Genomic DNA, 16,063 nt, shown 5'->3' with positions numbered 1-16,063 from the left:
GGATTTCTCTTAACGCTATTTATATATCATGATGGAGACCCACAATCCCCGCGACTTCGGCTGTGTGTGTGAAGCCTCCATTCTTTATCTATCGGTAGGCGGCCTACGCACGAAGATGACGGGCTTTACTGAGAGATAGTGGTGACGCTTAATTTTCGTATTTGAATCGCATATATAACAAATGGGGGTAGCGAAAAAAGAATAAGACCACTCACTAGGATCGCTTCATAAATTTTACACCTGCTGGCGAAATAAAGCCAACTAAAATAGCAGCGATACAGGCGATTATTTCCATGCACTCTACCAACCAAATACCAAAATTCCCTCCCGGAATTCGAAAACATTTTTCTTTTCTTTCAATTTTAAAGCGTAATCGAATCGCTGCAGCAAAAAATGGAATATAAAAATTAAGGTCAACTGTGCTGTTAAATTGCTTAAAATCCAATAAGAAGTATTAAAAGAAAGAATTAATAAAAATAACAAACATAGAAAAACAACTAAAATAACTTGCATCAATAAAATACCCAAGGGCGCGCGGATAATCTCGTTCAGGGTTTTTCACTTCTTCGGCATGAACCGCTGACACTTCAATTCCCATCAAACTAAAAAAACACCACTACTAAAAAAGCCAAATTAGGAATATGACTAAAATGAGGAATAAAATTATGCCAGTTTAAACTGATGGCTAACGGTTTTTTCATCAACAACCAAACAGCACCCAATAGAATAATCAAGGCCATTCGTTGGAATAATGGTGCCTACAATCGTCGCCAACACAAACATACCGAAAATCATCGGCAACATAAATGCTTTATCGGCGACTAGCGCTGGATTAAAAAAATAAGCAGCATTGACAGGGATAAAGGATAAAAAAATCGTGAGGTACCAGAAAACGTTATAAATCCACCGCAACTAAATCGTGAAAAAGGCCAATTGCAGTCTAAATGCCTCTCGTACCAAAACATAAACTCCCCCGGTTTTAGGCCGATGCGTCGCCAATTCAGCCGTTACTAAGACACTGGGAACCAAAAAAGGGAGCCCGCAATGAGATAAAATAAAAGGATAGTCAGTCCATTGTCTGCATTTGTCGGAAAATTGCGCAAACTGTCGATAGCAATGACGTTGATCATTATCAGACCGAAAACACTTAAAACCCGCTTTTTTGAATTGTTCAACATTGAAACACAGTTAATCACAATATGCTGATGATTTCTAGCAGGATTTCAATAAGGAGGGTGTTTAAAACTACCAGCATCATTAGTAAGAAGTACAAATCTCTTTTAATATTCCCTTGCCGTGATTATCCTGCCTTTAATACCCAACTCTTTTTTGGCTTCCCGAATGGCGCGCTTTTCCCTTTCTAAGGTTTTCGTCTCTAATGTATCCCATCTCACTTGGATTAACTCACGATAACCCGTCTTATCCACGGTCACAAAGTTAATTTCGTACCCTTATTGGCTGTCGTAGAAATAAATACTTTTGTTTCGTCGCCTGGAGCTCAAATAAATTAAATTTTCCGACAATCTTCCATAATTCATAATTATTATTCAAACCAATTGAAATAGCATTAATCAGACTGTTGTCAATTGCATAAATCTTTTTGGGTTTTTTCTATTTTATCCCCCTATTCGGAATAAATAGGCACAGTAAAAATTAAAAAAGCGTCTTCAAACTAATCCAAATAAGTATGAATTGTATCTTTACTCACTTTGTAACCTTGGTTTTTTATATCGTTATAAAATTTATTCACTGAAAAAACAGTGGCCGTATTTTTCAATAAAGTCGTTGTGAGATATTTTAACAACGCAACATTGGTCACATTATAACACTCAATAATATCTCTTAAAATCACCATATCTATGTATCCCTGCAGCGTTTCCCGCTATTCATTGATAATAGGCATGTGCTGCACAGCCGGAAATCCACCACGCGAAAAATAATTGGGTAAATTAAATATTGATTGATAGAGGATATCGAGGGTTTTTTGTCTAAAGGGTCTACCGCTATCTATTTCCATCTGATGCGCCCCTAAATATTCTTGAAAAGAATATGGCCGAATTTCGAGCGATAATGAACCGCCTCGCGGCGCGGTGTTAATTTCTTTACTGAGAAATTTCTCTGACAAGTCTATCAAATAAAGTTGCGTTTTTTTACGTTTAAAATAGCTATACGCCGCTAAATGCCAATCTTTCACATTTTGAACTTCGTTTAAAAACAGATAACGCAAGCGATTGTGATTTTCGGGATATAAACTATAAAAACGTATAATAATCTTCCAATTGCTTTGACCTCGATAGGCAGTAGCCAATCGTCTTCAAAATTAAGTAGCAGAATTTGCTCTTTAGAAACGCCTGATCCAAAAACCCATTGATGATTTGGTAAAGAAAATAGGATTACCTCATTGCCGCAAGCCAATGGCAACTTTAATTATAATTACGGGCTTGTGGAAATTGATATTACCGCAGCGTTCCCTTGCGGGCTTCCAAGGTAACAATAAAGGCTTCTTCTAAAAAGTTTCAAGAAAATCACATTTATTTATATCCTAATTATGTAAAGTTATTATAAGCAAAATATAGCCTGATAATGGCACTACGAATGCGATGATGGCTTTCCTTAAACAGGAGTTTCCAGTAAGCCTAAACAATAAAAATACTGGCATGCCATTCGATATATGAACCCCCCACGCTTACAGGAGGAGTCAACCTCTGTGCTACCAACTATGCACAATAGCAAGCGACATTGAAGACTACGATTGAAGATTTTCTAATTCACTTAACTTTTTTTCGAGTGCTTCCAATTTTCCTCGCGTGCGTTCCAACACCTTAACCTGGGCATCAAATTCTTCGCGCGTCACTAAATCCATTTTGCTAAATGATTGTTGCAATATGCTTTTAAAATTTTTTTCAAGATCTTTTGGCAAATTCTTAACCCCAGGCGGTATCGAACCCAATAATCGGTTGACAATGTCATTAATCTGTCTTGGGTCAAACATAACGCTTCCTTTTTGTTTCTATTATAAACTATCATATGCTGCGTGTATTAAACACAATATCCTAGTTTAGGCCATTCATGGTTCTTGACAATATACTTCAAGTTATCGGCAAAACGCCGGTTGTGCGCTTGCATCGAATTGGCTAATCTCTTCCTTACGAACTCTATGGCAAATGCGAATTCCTCAATCCAAGCGGTTCCGTTAAAGATTGAATTGGCGTTGCTATGATTGAATCGGCCGAAGAACAGGGGAAAAATTAAACCGGGCGGATACGACTAATCGAACCAACCTCTGGCAATGCGAGGATCGGTATTGCTTTAGCCGGAGCCGTCAAAGGCTATCGAGTTATCATCACGATGCCAGAAAAAATAAGCCACGAAAAACAAGTCATTTTACAAAAGCGCAGGGCGCAACCATTTATCGAACGTCTACAAAAGCAGCCTATGATGATCCCGAAAGCCATATTTCACTCGCTAAACGTTTAAAGCAGAAAATTCCTAATTCTTACATTCTCGATCAATACAGCAATAGTGAAAATCCCGATATCCATTACCAAACCACAGCCCTAAGAGATTTTGGAGGACATGGGCGAAAATCTTTCCATAGTGGTAATGGGCGTTGGCACAGGGGCCGTCATCGGAGTCGCGAAAAAAACTAAAAGTGCATCCTTCGATTCAAATCATCGGCGTAGACCCCATTGGATCTATTCTAGGGGGCGGGGATGAAATTAAACCTTACCTTGTAGAAAGTATGGTTATGATTTTATCCCCGACGTGCTAGACAACAACCTAATCGATGAATACGTCAAAATTAACGACGAAGATTCTTTATTTAACGGCGCGCCGTTTAATTCGTGAAGGGGGGGCTGTTGTTAGTTGGGCGGTTCTTCCGGATCAGCTGTTTTGGCGGCTTGCGAAGCGGTTCAACGATTGAAAGAAGGCGAACGACGTTTAGTTATTTTGCCGGATGCTATTCGAAATTAAAAGCCTCATCGAACACCCCGCCATAATGACCAACGCCTCCATTCCACAAGCAGAACGCCAAAAACTGGGCATAACGCGATGGTTTTATTTATCTCTCCGTCGGTATCGAAGCGATAACTGATTTGCGCCACGATCTAGAAGCAGCTCTTTAAAAAAACTTAAAGCCCCTCATTCCCACAGATTCATTTATTTTATTCAGTTTTCCAGGCTAAAATTCTGAGGGGCGTAAACCACAACGAGCAAATAAGCATCCACGGACAGGCGATTCTGTGATACTTTTTAGTATTTACTCGGCTGATGACATGGGCGGCGCGGTTTTTGAATTGCGCCAGTTATGTAGATGCCTTCGACGAAACGGCGATGACAAGGGCGGGAGAACCGGAGTTGGTATAGACTTAGTGCTTTTTAAAAAGCTTTGGAATTAGTATTGCAGAAGCCCTAAGTCCGTACCATCTCATTACCGAGAAATCATAGCTATTTCCATTTTAAACTGCATGATCTCGTGTAGCGGGAGTCCAGGCGCGCTTTTAGCGCGCAGCGTGTACTCTGTGCGCGCATAGGCGGGGAAGGCGGGGAGGACGAATTAGCGGGGGTTGTCGGGTTTTAAGTTTTTCTGACTTTCAGATTTAGTACGTATTTTCGCAAAAGAATCATTCTAACTATTTGAAAATATCAAACCTTCTTGGCGTCCACAAAAAATCTGGAAGTCAGGATAACTTTAGCTAAAGTTGCGAAGCTCCAGCGTCAAATCCAACAAGGAATAGCTTCCACTTGATGCGAGAGTGGAAATCTTTCTTCGCCACTGTAGACCACAAAGCGTCGGGTCGGGTTTAAGTCTTTACAGCCCTGGTAAAATCCGCATTCTTACTTTGGACGCCGTTGTTCGCTTAATTTCAATGGCCCAAACATTCTTGTCCAGGCATGTGCGGCAATACATCGATTTCAGCACCCCAGCAGTTCGATAAAAAGAAGTCTCGGTATGATCGGGGGCCATGGCTAAGGTTCTCTACCAAAAAACCTTCCCAGCCCGCACCCACTACAGGGTGAGCCAAGAGTGCGTCAAAATCGGGAATGTTCAATAATTGATGAAGCAAGCCACTATCACGGATATAAATTTTAGGCCATTTAATCAGTTGCTTACCATTGTTGGCATACCAGGGTTCCAATAGATGCACTAACAAAAGATCAACCAACAAATCAAGGTAACGCTTGATAGTCGTACTGCTGAGATCAAGGTTAGTCGCTAGCTTGGAAATATTCACCGTAGTAGCTTGAAAATGGGCAAGCATGGTCAAAAACCGTCGCAAAGTAACCGAAAAGGAATGCCGAAGCCCAAACTGCGGGATATCTCTTTCTAGATAAGTTTGTATGAAGTTCTCTCGCCACGTTGCACTCACGTGATCCGAAATGGCTGTATAACTGTTTTGGAAATCTCCTCTCAACCAAAGCTGGTTCAATGCAGAAGGCGTCACTGCGTTTGTTTCAAGAGGAGTTAAACCCGTGAGTTTCAAGGTAAGCGATGCGACCTCTGCTAGACTTTCGGAAGATTGCCTCAAGAGATCCCGAGAAGCTGAACCGAGTATTAAAAATTGCCAATTACCCATTCCGGGCTGTCGACGTTGATCGATGATTCCACGCAGTACTTTAAAAGAGTTCTGGCATGCGCTAGATTTTTATCCAAAACAACAAGCTTTCCCATTTGATTACTAAAGTAAGCGGTTGGGTCTTGTAGTTTCGCCACGTCAGGAGGCGCTTCTTCTAAATCCAGGTAAACAGAAGATTTTTTAGCAACTTCAAGTGCGAGCGTTGTCTTTCCCACTTGTCGTGCTCCAAGGATAGCCACTGCTGGATTATTTTCCAACGCCGTTAAAAGCTTTGAAAGTCAGTAAGCGAGGTAAGATCCTTGCAAATCTAACATAAGGTGTTAATTTGCAAGGATTCTAAGGTCACCTAACTGCCATAGGCCAAAATAAACCATTTTCATTGACTTAAAATCATTCGGCTTAGCGCACGACAAAAATTTAAAGATAAGCGCCGTCATTCCGAGAACATTGTCTAATGCCATATGAGGGTCGCTTAACTTGCTTTAGATTGCTCAACTTTATTCGACTTCGTATCACTCGACACGGGGTGAGAAACGTTGTGCGAAGGCTTGAGGATAATTAGCGGTTGCACCACCGTTGGCCCGAAACCAATAAAATCATCATCCCAAGGTCTACGGTCATCCAATGAGAAAAAGCCGGCATTTGCCTGCGCCATTAAATCATCCATGTGCCAGAAAACACGCTGCATATAATGGAATTCTTTAGCTTGTTGCGCTTTAATTTGATCGTACAATTTCTGACTTTCCTTGTCAGTTAATTTTTTGCCGTCCTTATAAGCCACAATATCCATCGCAGGCTTTCCTTGTTCGTTATGCTCCGTCCAAATAAGTACAGTTTGAACATTGGACTGATAATACGCTTTAAGCGCTTTTTGATATTGTGCTTGATTCACCCAACCTATCTCGCCATTACACGGATCGCCTACTTTAACCCAATCTTTTTGATGATAGATAGGAATAAAGCGCACAGTTGGTGAGAGTGTTTTTAAAATTTTCGCGTTGAATTGCGGTTTTTCGTAAAGATTAACTGGAGGACTTGACTGTTGGGATTGCTGCGTTGTTGCGTAAGTGGTACTTCCGCTCAAGATGCACAAAAATATGCTGAGACTGATGAGTAAACGTCGCATTTTTATCTCCTATTTTTGTTTGTGAGCGTGATCTAACATATCACTCCAAAAAATCGGATGCAATTCAAATAATTTTTTATTACCATGTTGGCACAACTTACTCTATGTTTTTGAAACATTAATTTAGGGATGCTTTAATGACGCACACGACCTTATTTACCTCAGAATCCGTTTCCGAAGGTCACCCGGACAAAGTAGCTGACCAAATTTCGGATGCCATTCTTGATGCCCTGATTGGCCAAGACCCTAACTGTCGAGTGGCTTGCGAAGCAGTCGTAAAATCTGGAATGGTTTTTGTGGCTGGGGAAATTACTACAAACGCCTGGGCGGACGTAGAACAAATTATCCGAAACACTGTTTTACAAATCGGGTATAACGACCCCCGCCTTGGCTTTGACGGAGAAACTTGCGCTGTTGTCACTGCCATTGGAAAACAATCGCCCGATATCGTTATGGGTGTCGATGGCCGTGAAGACCAAGAATTAGGGGCAGGCGACCAAGGGTTAATGTTTGGGTACGCTTCCCGAGAAACCGATGTTTTTATGCCGGCTCCCATCACCTATGCCCACCGCCTTGTACGCCAACAAGCGCTGTTACGCAAAAATGGTCGGCTCCCTTGGCTGTGTCCCGATGCGAAATCCCAGGTAACCTTGCGTTACGAAAACGGAAAACCCGTCGCCGCCGACTGTATCGTCCTTTCCACTCAACATAGCCCCGAAATCAACCAAGAAAGCTTGAGGGAAGCGGTCATCGATGAAATTATCAAACCCATTATTCCCCCACATTGGCTCGATAAGCACACACGCTTCCTTATTAACCCGACAGGACGCTTCATTATTGGCGGCCCGGTGGGGGATTGCGGATTAACCGGTCGAAAAATTATCGTCGATACCTACGGCGGAATGGCACGCCACGGTGGTGGGTGTTTCTCTGGAAAAGATCCTTCCAAAGTGGATCGTTCAGGCGCTTATGCTGCCCGTTATGTAGCCAAAAATATCGTGGCTGGCGGCCTCGCTGATCGGTGTGAAATACAAGTTTCCTATGCAATTGGCGTTACTGACCCCACTTCAATCAGTGTCGAAACTTTCGGCACGGGGAAAATTGACGAAGCCCGCATTCAGCAATTAATTAAAGAACATTTTGATCTTCGCCCTGGCAAAATTATCGAAGAATTGAACTTATTGAGGCCCATTTATAAGGCAACCGTCACCTATGGACATTTCGGTCGAGAAGAACCTGAGTTTACGTGGGAGCGAACCGATAAAGCCGAAATGCTCCGCGAAGCCGCCGGTTTAGCCGCTGCAAACGTAACCAATTGAAATGGAAAATGACATGCAAACAGCAACAATGACACAAGACTACCATATCGCCAATATCAACCTGGCTGATTGGGGCCGTAAAGAAATCGAAATTGCTGAAACGGAAATGCCAGGGTTAATGGCATTATGCAAAAAATATAAAAATGCAAAGCCCTTAAAGGACGCACGCATTTCCGGCTGTATTCACATGACCGTTCAGACGGCCGTCTTAATTGAAACTCTGATATTATTAGGCGCCGAGGTGCGCTGGTCTTCCTGTAATATCTTTTCCACCCAGGATCACGCTGCTGCTGCCCTCGCTCAAAAAGGCATTCCCGTTTTCGCCTGGAAAGGAGAGACCGAAGAAGAATATTGGCGTTGCATTGCGTCTACTCTAGAAGGGCCCAAAGGTTGGACGCCCAATTTACTGCTTGATGATGGCGGCGACTTAACCACTTACACTCTCCAAAAACACCCTGAATTATGCCAAAACATACGGGGTGTTTCTGAAGAAACGACCACGGGAGTACACCGTCTTTACAAAATGTTAAAGGAAGGCGTATTAAAATTCCCCGCCATAAACGTCAACGATTCTGTCACCAAATCTAAATTCGACAATCTTTACGGCTGCCGTGAGTCATTAATCGACTCTATCAAGCGCGCTACAGACGTTATGATCGCTGGTAAGCGCGTGGTGGTTTGTGGTTATGGGGATGTCGGCAAGGGTTGCGCCGAATCATTACGCGCTTATGGAGCTACCGTTTATATTACAGAAATCGATCCTATTTGCGCTTTACAAGCAGCGATGGAAGGTTACCACGTTGTTACCATGGATGAAATGGCTCACAGCGCTGATATTTTTGTAACAGCAACGGGGAATATCGATATTATCACTCATGAGCATATGCTGAAAATGAAAGATCAAGCTATCGTTTGTAATATTGGTCATTTCGACAACGAAATCGATATTGCTTCCTTACAAGATTACCAATGGATGAATATCAAACCCCAAGTGGATCAAGTTATTTTCCGTGACGGAAAACGTCTTACGGTATTAGCTCAGGGTCGTTTAGTCAACTTGGGTTGTGCAACGGGACACCCTAGTTTTGTTATGTCCAACTCCTTTACTAACCAAGTGCTCGCGCAAATAGAATTGTGGCAACACCCTGAAAAATATCCTATCGGGGTTTACGTTTTACCCAAACAACTTGACGAAGAAGTCGCTCGACTTCACTTAGAACGGGTAGGCGCAAAATTAACAAAATTGACTGAAAAACAAGCCGACTATATCGGAGTTGATCCCGAAGGACCTTTTAAATCGGAACATTACCGCTACTAAAATAGGGATTTTTTACGTCTTTATTTATGGTTTCCATTCAACAAAAGAAATTATGGTTACTATTTTCACACATAAGCGAATTAATTATCTCTCCCTGCGGGAGATACCGTTATTGAAAAATCATGCAAGAGGTAGAAATTTTTACCTCTACTAATTGAGTCTCTTGCGTTATGACTCAGTGGATGATGAGTTATTTTTTTCTATAACTAAAGGTTTAGATGAAGAGGTAATTAAAGGCATTCGCCTAAAAAGTGGGCGGAGGTATTGCGGGCATCGTCGGCGAAACTGGAAAATCTCCTTTTATTAGAGATTGCTAAAATGATCCTCGCTTTAGCAAAAAGATGGATGAATTCTTTAAAAAAACCTGTTCGATCATTGCTGTCCCAATTAAACTCAAAGATGTATTATTAGGTCGTTCTCGAACTCGTTAATCTGGAAAATAATGTTCACTTTTCTGAAGAGGATTGTTTTTTATTTTGTCGCTAATTTCTCAGCCGTGGCCCTCATTAGCGGCTCACTTTTTGAAAACTTGATACCACCCCCCTTCCCAACGCGATCCGCTAACAGGGGCCTACAACTCTACTAAACTGGAGGAACTTTTAAGAAAGCCTTCACTGTTTATACCGAAAAGAAAATTAGCGTTTTCCTACTTGATTTAAACAATTTCAAAGCTGTTAACAATGACTATGGCCATCGTGCCGGCGATCAATTACTCAAAAAACCACCCGCCTCATCACTTCCTCAGCCTGAAAAAGGGATCTGTTTTTTCGAATTGGAGGCGACGAATTCCTTTATCTTGCTTTCCATAACGATGCCTCCTCGATAAAAGAAGCCGAACAAAGTCTACTTAAAAAGCTTGAATCCATTTTGAGAGAATTGGAACCTAAAACGGGGCATTTTTCCATCGGATAGCAAACAGGCCCTATAAAAGACATCAAAATGCTAATCTCCAAAGCCGACGAAGCCATGTATATCGATAAGCAACGTAGTAAATAGCCTAGATTTTTAAATATATTTTTATTCTAGGACGGCTTTCAATATTTATCAAAACCGAGATTTTCTTTTCTAATTATTTGGTTAACGAAGTAAAGCTAATAACTATGCTATGAATTGAGGTATAGAGATAAAAGGGGGAGGGAAGTTTCAGTTAACTCACCCAAGTGGTCACGTTTATGGTTACTCATGAAAAGCCGGCGTGGGTTCTCTTTTGAAACAAGGGCTCAGACCTAAAGAATACGAGAAACACGCCGATGAAATAAATGTGCAATCTTTCGTGAGGGAAAACGTCAATGTTCATTTAGGGAGCGTTGTTGTTCCTAATTGTGGGGCCTCGGTGGAGGTTTACCCGCCCACATCCCGGAAGATGTAAATTTTTTAATATCCAATAGGGCATTTTCTAGTTCCGATGCATTACACAGCAGTCTAGACTCATTTTTTTAGCATACCGATAACGTTGTTAATCACCTCGTTAAACCGTCCGAGAAGGAAGCCGAATCTTTGCTCGAATTCGCCGAAGCCCTCCCACAAGCGGCTTGCTCTCGGGAGCCGTGGCTCCGGGAACTTCTGTCGTTGATGAGAATATTTCTGCTCAAAACACTTCAGGGTTAATAGTAGAAAAGGCGCCAGTCCCTTCTTCTACTGAAACCAGTTTACCAGAAGACGCGTCTTTGGTAGCTACTCCACTTGAAGAAGTGGTTCAAAGAAACCAATCTTCCCTCAACAGGTGAGTTGCCATTAACGGCTCCTCCTGACGAAGAAACGTCTTCAGAAACAGAACCCCCTGAAAAAGGAGCGTTGCCTGAAGCAGGGTTGCTTCCGGAAGAAGAGCAAGACCCAGGCCGCAGGCAAGGGCGAAAATAAAGAAGGTGATGATGATGGTTATTCCTTTGAAAAAGCAGATAGTCATGAACTTGATTCCAATGGCTTTACCAACCATGAGGCGCATGGGGATACACAAGTATCGCACTAGAAAGGGAGAGGTGGATATTTCCGGCAATTCTTCCAGCGGCATGGACCAAGACAAAGCGGATAGCTTTTATTCTCCCCTAGGCAGACTCTCAAAATCAGAACTACTATCTTCGCCTGCGTAAATTATTTATCTTAAATAATATTAACTACCCATAAAGGGTAAAGACCAAAAAACCTAAAGCCCGTCATCCCCGCATAGGGGAGGACCCACCACACTAAGTGCGCAGCGTGCCTAAATGACGAAGCTTAAAATTGAAAGTGTTGTGAGTAAGAATATATCCCCATTTTATCCACAGCTTTTCCCCGTCTTACTCTACTTGCAATTCACACTAAAACACATTATCTTGTGTTTGACAACTTAAAAAATGCCTATATATTGTGGCTCAAGGAGGACCCCATCGGAGAGGTTGTAAATCCTAAAATCAATTATTTACCCAAAAACCAATGAAAAAACCCGGATATTCTCTCATGGAAACTAATATAAAAGAAAACAGATCAACGCTCGGTGGCGGCAACTCCGAGGGGAATCTAATCGAAATCATTCAACCTGGCCAATTGCGAGTGATCAAACGCGATGGACGGATCGTGAAATATGACGCTAACCGGATCACGATCGCCATGAAAAAAGCCTTTTTAGCCGTTGAGGGGGAAACAGCGGCTGAATCAGGCCGTGTTCAAGAAATCGTGTCGCGGTTAACCAATCAGATTACCGATCTTTTCCACAAACGCTGGCCATCCGGCGGTGCCCTCCATATTGAAATGATTCAAGACAAGGTCGAACTGGCACTCATGTACGCCGGCTTGCACGAAGCCGCTCGCGCTTACGTGCTCTATCGAGAAGAGCGCCGTAAACAACGTGAAAAACAAAAAGCGAACGAAGCCGAAAATACCATTCACGTCACTCTCGACGATGGCGCTACCACCCTGCTGGACCAATCTTGGCTTGCGCGCATGGTGCGCTCCGCTTGCAGCGATTTAGAAGGTGTCGACGCCATTAAAATCCTTGAAGAAACGAAAAATAATTTATTCGACGGAGTCGCTTTAAAAGATGTTTACAAAGGGCTCGTCATGACGGTCCGCACCTTGGTGGAAAGCGAACCGAATTACACTTATGTGACCGCACGTTTATTGCTCCATGATTTATACCGCGAAGTGCTAAATGGACTTAATCTCCCGCAGGATTTAATGCATGAAGATATTGCCCGTTATTACCCCGAGGCATTCAAAAACTTTATCCACCACGGTATCAAGACTGAACATCTGCATCCCAATTTACAAACTTTTGATTTGAATTATTTGGCGCAAGCACTAAAATCCGAACACGATCAACAATTTACTTATTTAAGCCTGCAAACGCTTTATGATCGTTATTTAATTCATCACCAGCAGGTGCGCATTGAATTGCCCCAAGTTTTTTTCATGCGAGTCGCTATGGGCTTAGCTCAAAGTGAAGGCGAAGCGCGCAACGAACGTGCGGTTGAGTTTTACAATGTTCTTTCTTCGTTTGACTTTATGAGCTCAACCCCAACCTTATTTAATTCAGGCACCGTTTTTCCTCAACTTTCCAGTTGTTTTTTAACGACGGTCCCAGACAGTTTAGATGGAATTTACGGCGCGCTTAAAGACAATGCTTTGCTTTCAAAATACGCGGGTGGATTAGGCAACGATTGGACTCCGGTGCGAGCGCTGGGCGCTTATATTAAAGGCACCAATGGAAAATCATTAGGCGTTGTGCCATTTCTCAACGTGGCGGATGCAACGGCGATTGCCGTAAACCAAGGCGGTAAACGCAAAGGCGCTGTTTGTGCTTATTTAGAAATATGGCACATGGACATCGAAGAATTTTTGGATTTGCGTAAAAATACAGGCGATGACCGCCGCCGAACCCACGATATGAATACAGCTAATTGGATTCCAGATTTATTTATGAAGCGGGTATTTGAGGATGGGCAGTGGACTTTATTTTCTCCAGACGAGGTACCTGATTTACACGATAAATTTGGAGAAACATTTGAAACCGCCTACGTCACCTACGAAGAAAAAGCACATCGCGGTGAAATTCGCTCAAAAACTATTTCCGCGATTTCACTGTGGCGAAAGATTTTAAGCATGCTGTTTGAGACGGGACATCCCTGGGTGACTTTCAAAGATGCTTGCAATATTCGCTCGCCGCAACAACACGTTGGCGTTATTCATAGCTCGAATTTATGCACGGAAATTACATTAAATACCTCCCGCGAGGAAATTGCTGTCTGCAATCTCGGCAGTATTAATCTCGTCAATCACATGAAAGATGGCAAACTCGATACTGAAAAATTAGCACGAACAACAAAAACGGCGATCCGAATGCTGGACAATGTCATCGACATTAATTATTACAGCGTCCCACAAGCACGCACTTCCAATCTCAAACACCGTCCAATTGGACTTGGATTGATGGGATTTCAGGACGCGTTATATTTGCAAAATATTCCCTACGCTTCAGAAGCCGCCGTGCAATTTGCCGATCAAAGCATGGAGACAATTAGTTATTACGCTATCCAAGCATCGATGGAATTAGCTAAAGAACGCGGTCCCTATCAAACTTTTAGAGGTTCTTTATGGAGCCAGGGTGTTTTACCTATCGATTCCATTCAATTATTGAAAAGAAGTCGCGGAAAATATTTCGAACAAAATACCGACCAAACCTTTGATTGGAATGCGTTGCGAAAGCAAGTTGTTGCACACGGTATGCGCAATTCCAACGTCATGGCCATCGCGCCCACAGCAACGATCTCGAATATTTGTGGTATTTCTCAATCGATTGAACCGACGTATCAAAATTTATTTGTGAAGTCGAATTTGTCGGGAGAATTCACCGTGATCAATCCTTATTTAGTTCGCGAACTTAAAAGTCGCCAACTATGGGATAACGTAATGGTACATGACCTTAAATATTACAACGGCAGCATTCAAAAAATTGATCGTATTCCGGCGGAGCTTAAAAAATTATATGCCACGGCTTTCGAGGTTGAACCACGCTGGCTGGTTGAAGCCGCTTCACGTCGACAAAAATGGATCGACCAAGCTCAATCATTGAATTTGTACATGGCTGAACCCTCGGGAAAAAAATTGGATGTCTTGTATCGCATGGCCTGGCTGCGCGGATTGAAAACGACTTATTATCTGCGCAGTATGGGAGCCACAGGAACCGAAAAAGCCACTATTCATGACACAACGTTAAATGCAGTAACGGGGGAAAATAATCCTAACTCTTGCACTATTGATAATCCCGACTGCGAAGCATGTCAATAAATCCTTTAAAAAGTTATGGTTCTGAACCACTTATAAATAAAAAGGAGAATCGATGCAAACTCATCAAGAAATAAGCAGTTTACTTGATTGGGATGATTATAATGACCCCGAGGCCATTAAAGCTATGCCCAAAAAAAAATTCTCCCCAAAAAACGAAGAATCTGATGAGGAGGAAACTGGTAGCGGTACAACTGTGCAAAGTGGCGCTACAGGCCTAGAAAAACTCGAAATGGGCGCTGCCCGAATTCGCGTTGACGACAAAAAAATTATTAATTGTCACGCCGACCTTAACCAACTAGTCCCTTTTAAATACACCTGGGCTTGGCAAAAATACTTATCCAGCTGCGCCAATCATTGGATGCCCAATGAAATTAACATGACTGCAGACATCGCTCTTTGGAAGGACCCAAATGGCTTAACCGCCGATGAACGAACCATCGTAAAACGCAGCCTCGGTTTCTTTTCGACTGCCGACTCATTAGTCGCTAATAATCTAGTGCTCGCGATTTATCGGCATATTACTAATCCTGAATGCCGCCAATATTTATTGCGCCAAGCGTTTGAAGAAGCCCTACACACACACGCTTACCAATACATTATCGAGAGTCTCGGATTGAATGAAGCGGAAGTTTTTAATATGTATCGGGAACTACCAGCGGTTTCCAAAAAAGCCGTATGGGCATTACCTTATACCCAAAGTTTGGCCGAACCTAATTTTAAAACTGGAACGCCAAAAGATGACCGTCGTTTATTACGCGATTTAATCGCATTCTATGTCGTTTTTGAAGGGTTATTCTTTTACGTGGGATTCACACAAATCCTCGCTATGAGTCGCCGTGGTAAAATGACAGGAACGTCCGAACAATTTCAATATATTTTGCGCGATGAATCCATGCATGTAAACTTCGGTATCGACCTAATTAATCAAATTAAAATTGAAAACCCGCATTTATGGAAAAAGGATTTTCAAAAAGAAGTGATTGAGATGATCCTTGAAGGCACTGAACTGGAATACCAATACGCGAAAGACACTATATCTCGCGGCATTTTAGGCTTAAACGCCAACATGTTCAAAGATTATTTGCAATACATTGCCAATCGACGTTGTGTGCAAATCGGCTTACCGGAGCAATTCCCTGGGGCGAAAAACACATTCCCCTGGATGAGTGAAATGATGGATATCAAAAAAGAAAAGAATTTCTTTGAAACCCGCGTCATTGAATACCAGGCGGGGGGCAGGCTCAAATGGGATGAATAATTAAAAAGACCTTAGATATAATACTCTCACCCACGTTACCAATCAGGTCGCCTTTACGGCCTGATTGGTATTTAACAAGTCAAAAAATAATAAAAAACAACCCAATGAAAAGTGCGCTCTTTAAAGGGGGCGTTATAATGCGCCAACACAGAATTTCTATTTTAAATAAAGAGCAGGTGATGAAAGATATTAAAATACTTG

General features: G+C 42.3%; 10 protein-coding genes and 5 pseudogenes. 8 read left to right on the top strand and 7 right to left on the bottom strand.

All coding sequences use genetic code 11. The annotated features are described in order from the left end of the window. Window positions 1–125: 125 nt before the first annotated feature. The 3 genes and pseudogenes from FIV31_RS04855 to FIV31_RS04845 form a co-directional block, all read right to left on the bottom strand. A pseudogene (locus tag FIV31_RS04855) lies at window positions 126–1,196 on the bottom strand (amino acid permease). Window positions 1,197–1,257: 61 nt separating this feature from the next. Next, a pseudogene (locus FIV31_RS04850) lies at window positions 1,258–2,495 on the bottom strand (ATP-binding protein). A gap of 251 nt (window positions 2,496–2,746) precedes the next feature. Further along, window positions 2,747–2,992 carry an accessory factor UbiK family protein gene (locus tag FIV31_RS04845; RefSeq protein ID WP_280124007.1) on the bottom strand — a complete coding sequence of 82 codons (246 nt, stop codon included), beginning with the start codon at window positions 2,990–2,992 and terminating at the stop codon, window positions 2,747–2,749. A gap of 77 nt (window positions 2,993–3,069) precedes the next feature. On the opposite strand from FIV31_RS04845, the pseudogene FIV31_RS04840 reads away from it, so the two are divergent. Together FIV31_RS04840 and FIV31_RS04835 are read left to right on the top strand one after the other, a co-directional pair. Then, a pseudogene (locus tag FIV31_RS04840) lies at window positions 3,070–3,975 on the top strand (cysteine synthase family protein). After that, window positions 3,971–4,127, top strand: a pseudogene (locus FIV31_RS04835) (PLP-dependent transferase); the annotation flags it as partial. The pseudogenes FIV31_RS04840 and FIV31_RS04835, both read left to right, overlap by 5 nt. A 741-nt stretch (window positions 4,128–4,868) precedes the next feature. Here FIV31_RS04835 and FIV31_RS04830 read toward each other — a convergent pair. The 3 genes from FIV31_RS04830 to FIV31_RS04820 all read right to left on the bottom strand — a co-directional run bounded on the left by FIV31_RS04830 (window position 4,869) and on the right by FIV31_RS04820 (window position 6,705). Further along, window positions 4,869–5,531 (bottom strand): DUF4143 domain-containing protein, encoded by a 663-nt coding sequence (locus FIV31_RS04830; protein ID WP_280124006.1) that lies wholly within the window; start codon window positions 5,529–5,531, stop codon window positions 4,869–4,871. Between the two features lie 26 nt (window positions 5,532–5,557). Beyond that, a complete protein-coding gene (locus FIV31_RS04825) occupies window positions 5,558–5,836 on the bottom strand; it encodes an AAA family ATPase (RefSeq protein ID WP_280124005.1) in 279 nt (92 codons plus the stop codon). 215 nt (window positions 5,837–6,051) lie between these two features. Further along, window positions 6,052–6,705 carry an SH3 domain-containing protein gene (locus FIV31_RS04820; protein ID WP_280124004.1) on the bottom strand — a complete coding sequence of 218 codons (654 nt, stop codon included), beginning with the start codon at window positions 6,703–6,705 and terminating at the stop codon, window positions 6,052–6,054. Between the two features lie 137 nt (window positions 6,706–6,842). On the opposite strand from FIV31_RS04820, the gene metK reads away from it, so the two are divergent. The 3 genes and pseudogenes from metK to FIV31_RS04805 all read left to right on the top strand — a co-directional run bounded on the left by metK (window position 6,843) and on the right by FIV31_RS04805 (window position 10,151). Continuing rightward, window positions 6,843–8,024, top strand: coding sequence for a methionine adenosyltransferase (metK, locus tag FIV31_RS04815; RefSeq protein ID WP_280124003.1), 1,182 nt, complete (start codon window positions 6,843–6,845; stop codon window positions 8,022–8,024). A gap of 1 nt (window position 8,025) precedes the next feature. Next, window positions 8,026–9,342: an adenosylhomocysteinase gene (ahcY, locus tag FIV31_RS04810; RefSeq protein WP_280124002.1), complete on the top strand. Its 1,317-nt coding sequence runs from the start codon at window positions 8,026–8,028 to the stop codon at window positions 9,340–9,342. A 26-nt stretch (window positions 9,343–9,368) separates the two neighbouring features. Beyond that, window positions 9,369–10,151, top strand: a pseudogene (locus FIV31_RS04805) (diguanylate cyclase). A gap of 887 nt (window positions 10,152–11,038) precedes the next feature. Here FIV31_RS04805 and FIV31_RS04800 read toward each other — a convergent pair. Further along, entirely contained in the window at window positions 11,039–11,353 is a 315-nt protein-coding gene (locus FIV31_RS04800) for a hypothetical protein (RefSeq protein WP_280124001.1), read from the bottom strand. Between the two features lie 303 nt (window positions 11,354–11,656). Here FIV31_RS04800 and FIV31_RS04795 point away from each other — a divergent pair, with 303 nt between their 5' ends. Genes FIV31_RS04795 through FIV31_RS04785 form a run of 3 tightly spaced genes read left to right on the top strand, consistent with a single transcriptional unit; the run spans window position 11,657 to window position 15,862 of the window. Next, entirely contained in the window at window positions 11,657–11,758 is a 102-nt protein-coding gene (locus FIV31_RS04795) for a hypothetical protein (protein WP_280124000.1), read from the top strand. Between the two features lie 20 nt (window positions 11,759–11,778). Continuing rightward, window positions 11,779–14,604, top strand: a complete 2,826-nt coding sequence (locus tag FIV31_RS04790; RefSeq protein ID WP_280124008.1) for a ribonucleoside-diphosphate reductase subunit alpha — start codon at window positions 11,779–11,781, stop codon at window positions 14,602–14,604. Window positions 14,605–14,656: 52 nt separating this feature from the next. Next, window positions 14,657–15,862, top strand: a complete 1,206-nt coding sequence (locus tag FIV31_RS04785) for a ribonucleotide-diphosphate reductase subunit beta (RefSeq protein WP_280123999.1) — start codon at window positions 14,657–14,659, stop codon at window positions 15,860–15,862. Window positions 15,863–16,063 lie beyond the last annotated feature (201 nt).

This window comes from Coxiella endosymbiont of Ornithodoros amblus, assembly GCF_019425495.1.
Taxonomy (GTDB): domain Bacteria; phylum Pseudomonadota; class Gammaproteobacteria; order Coxiellales; family Coxiellaceae; genus Coxiella.
This window is presented reverse-complemented; position numbering and strand designations above follow the sequence as displayed.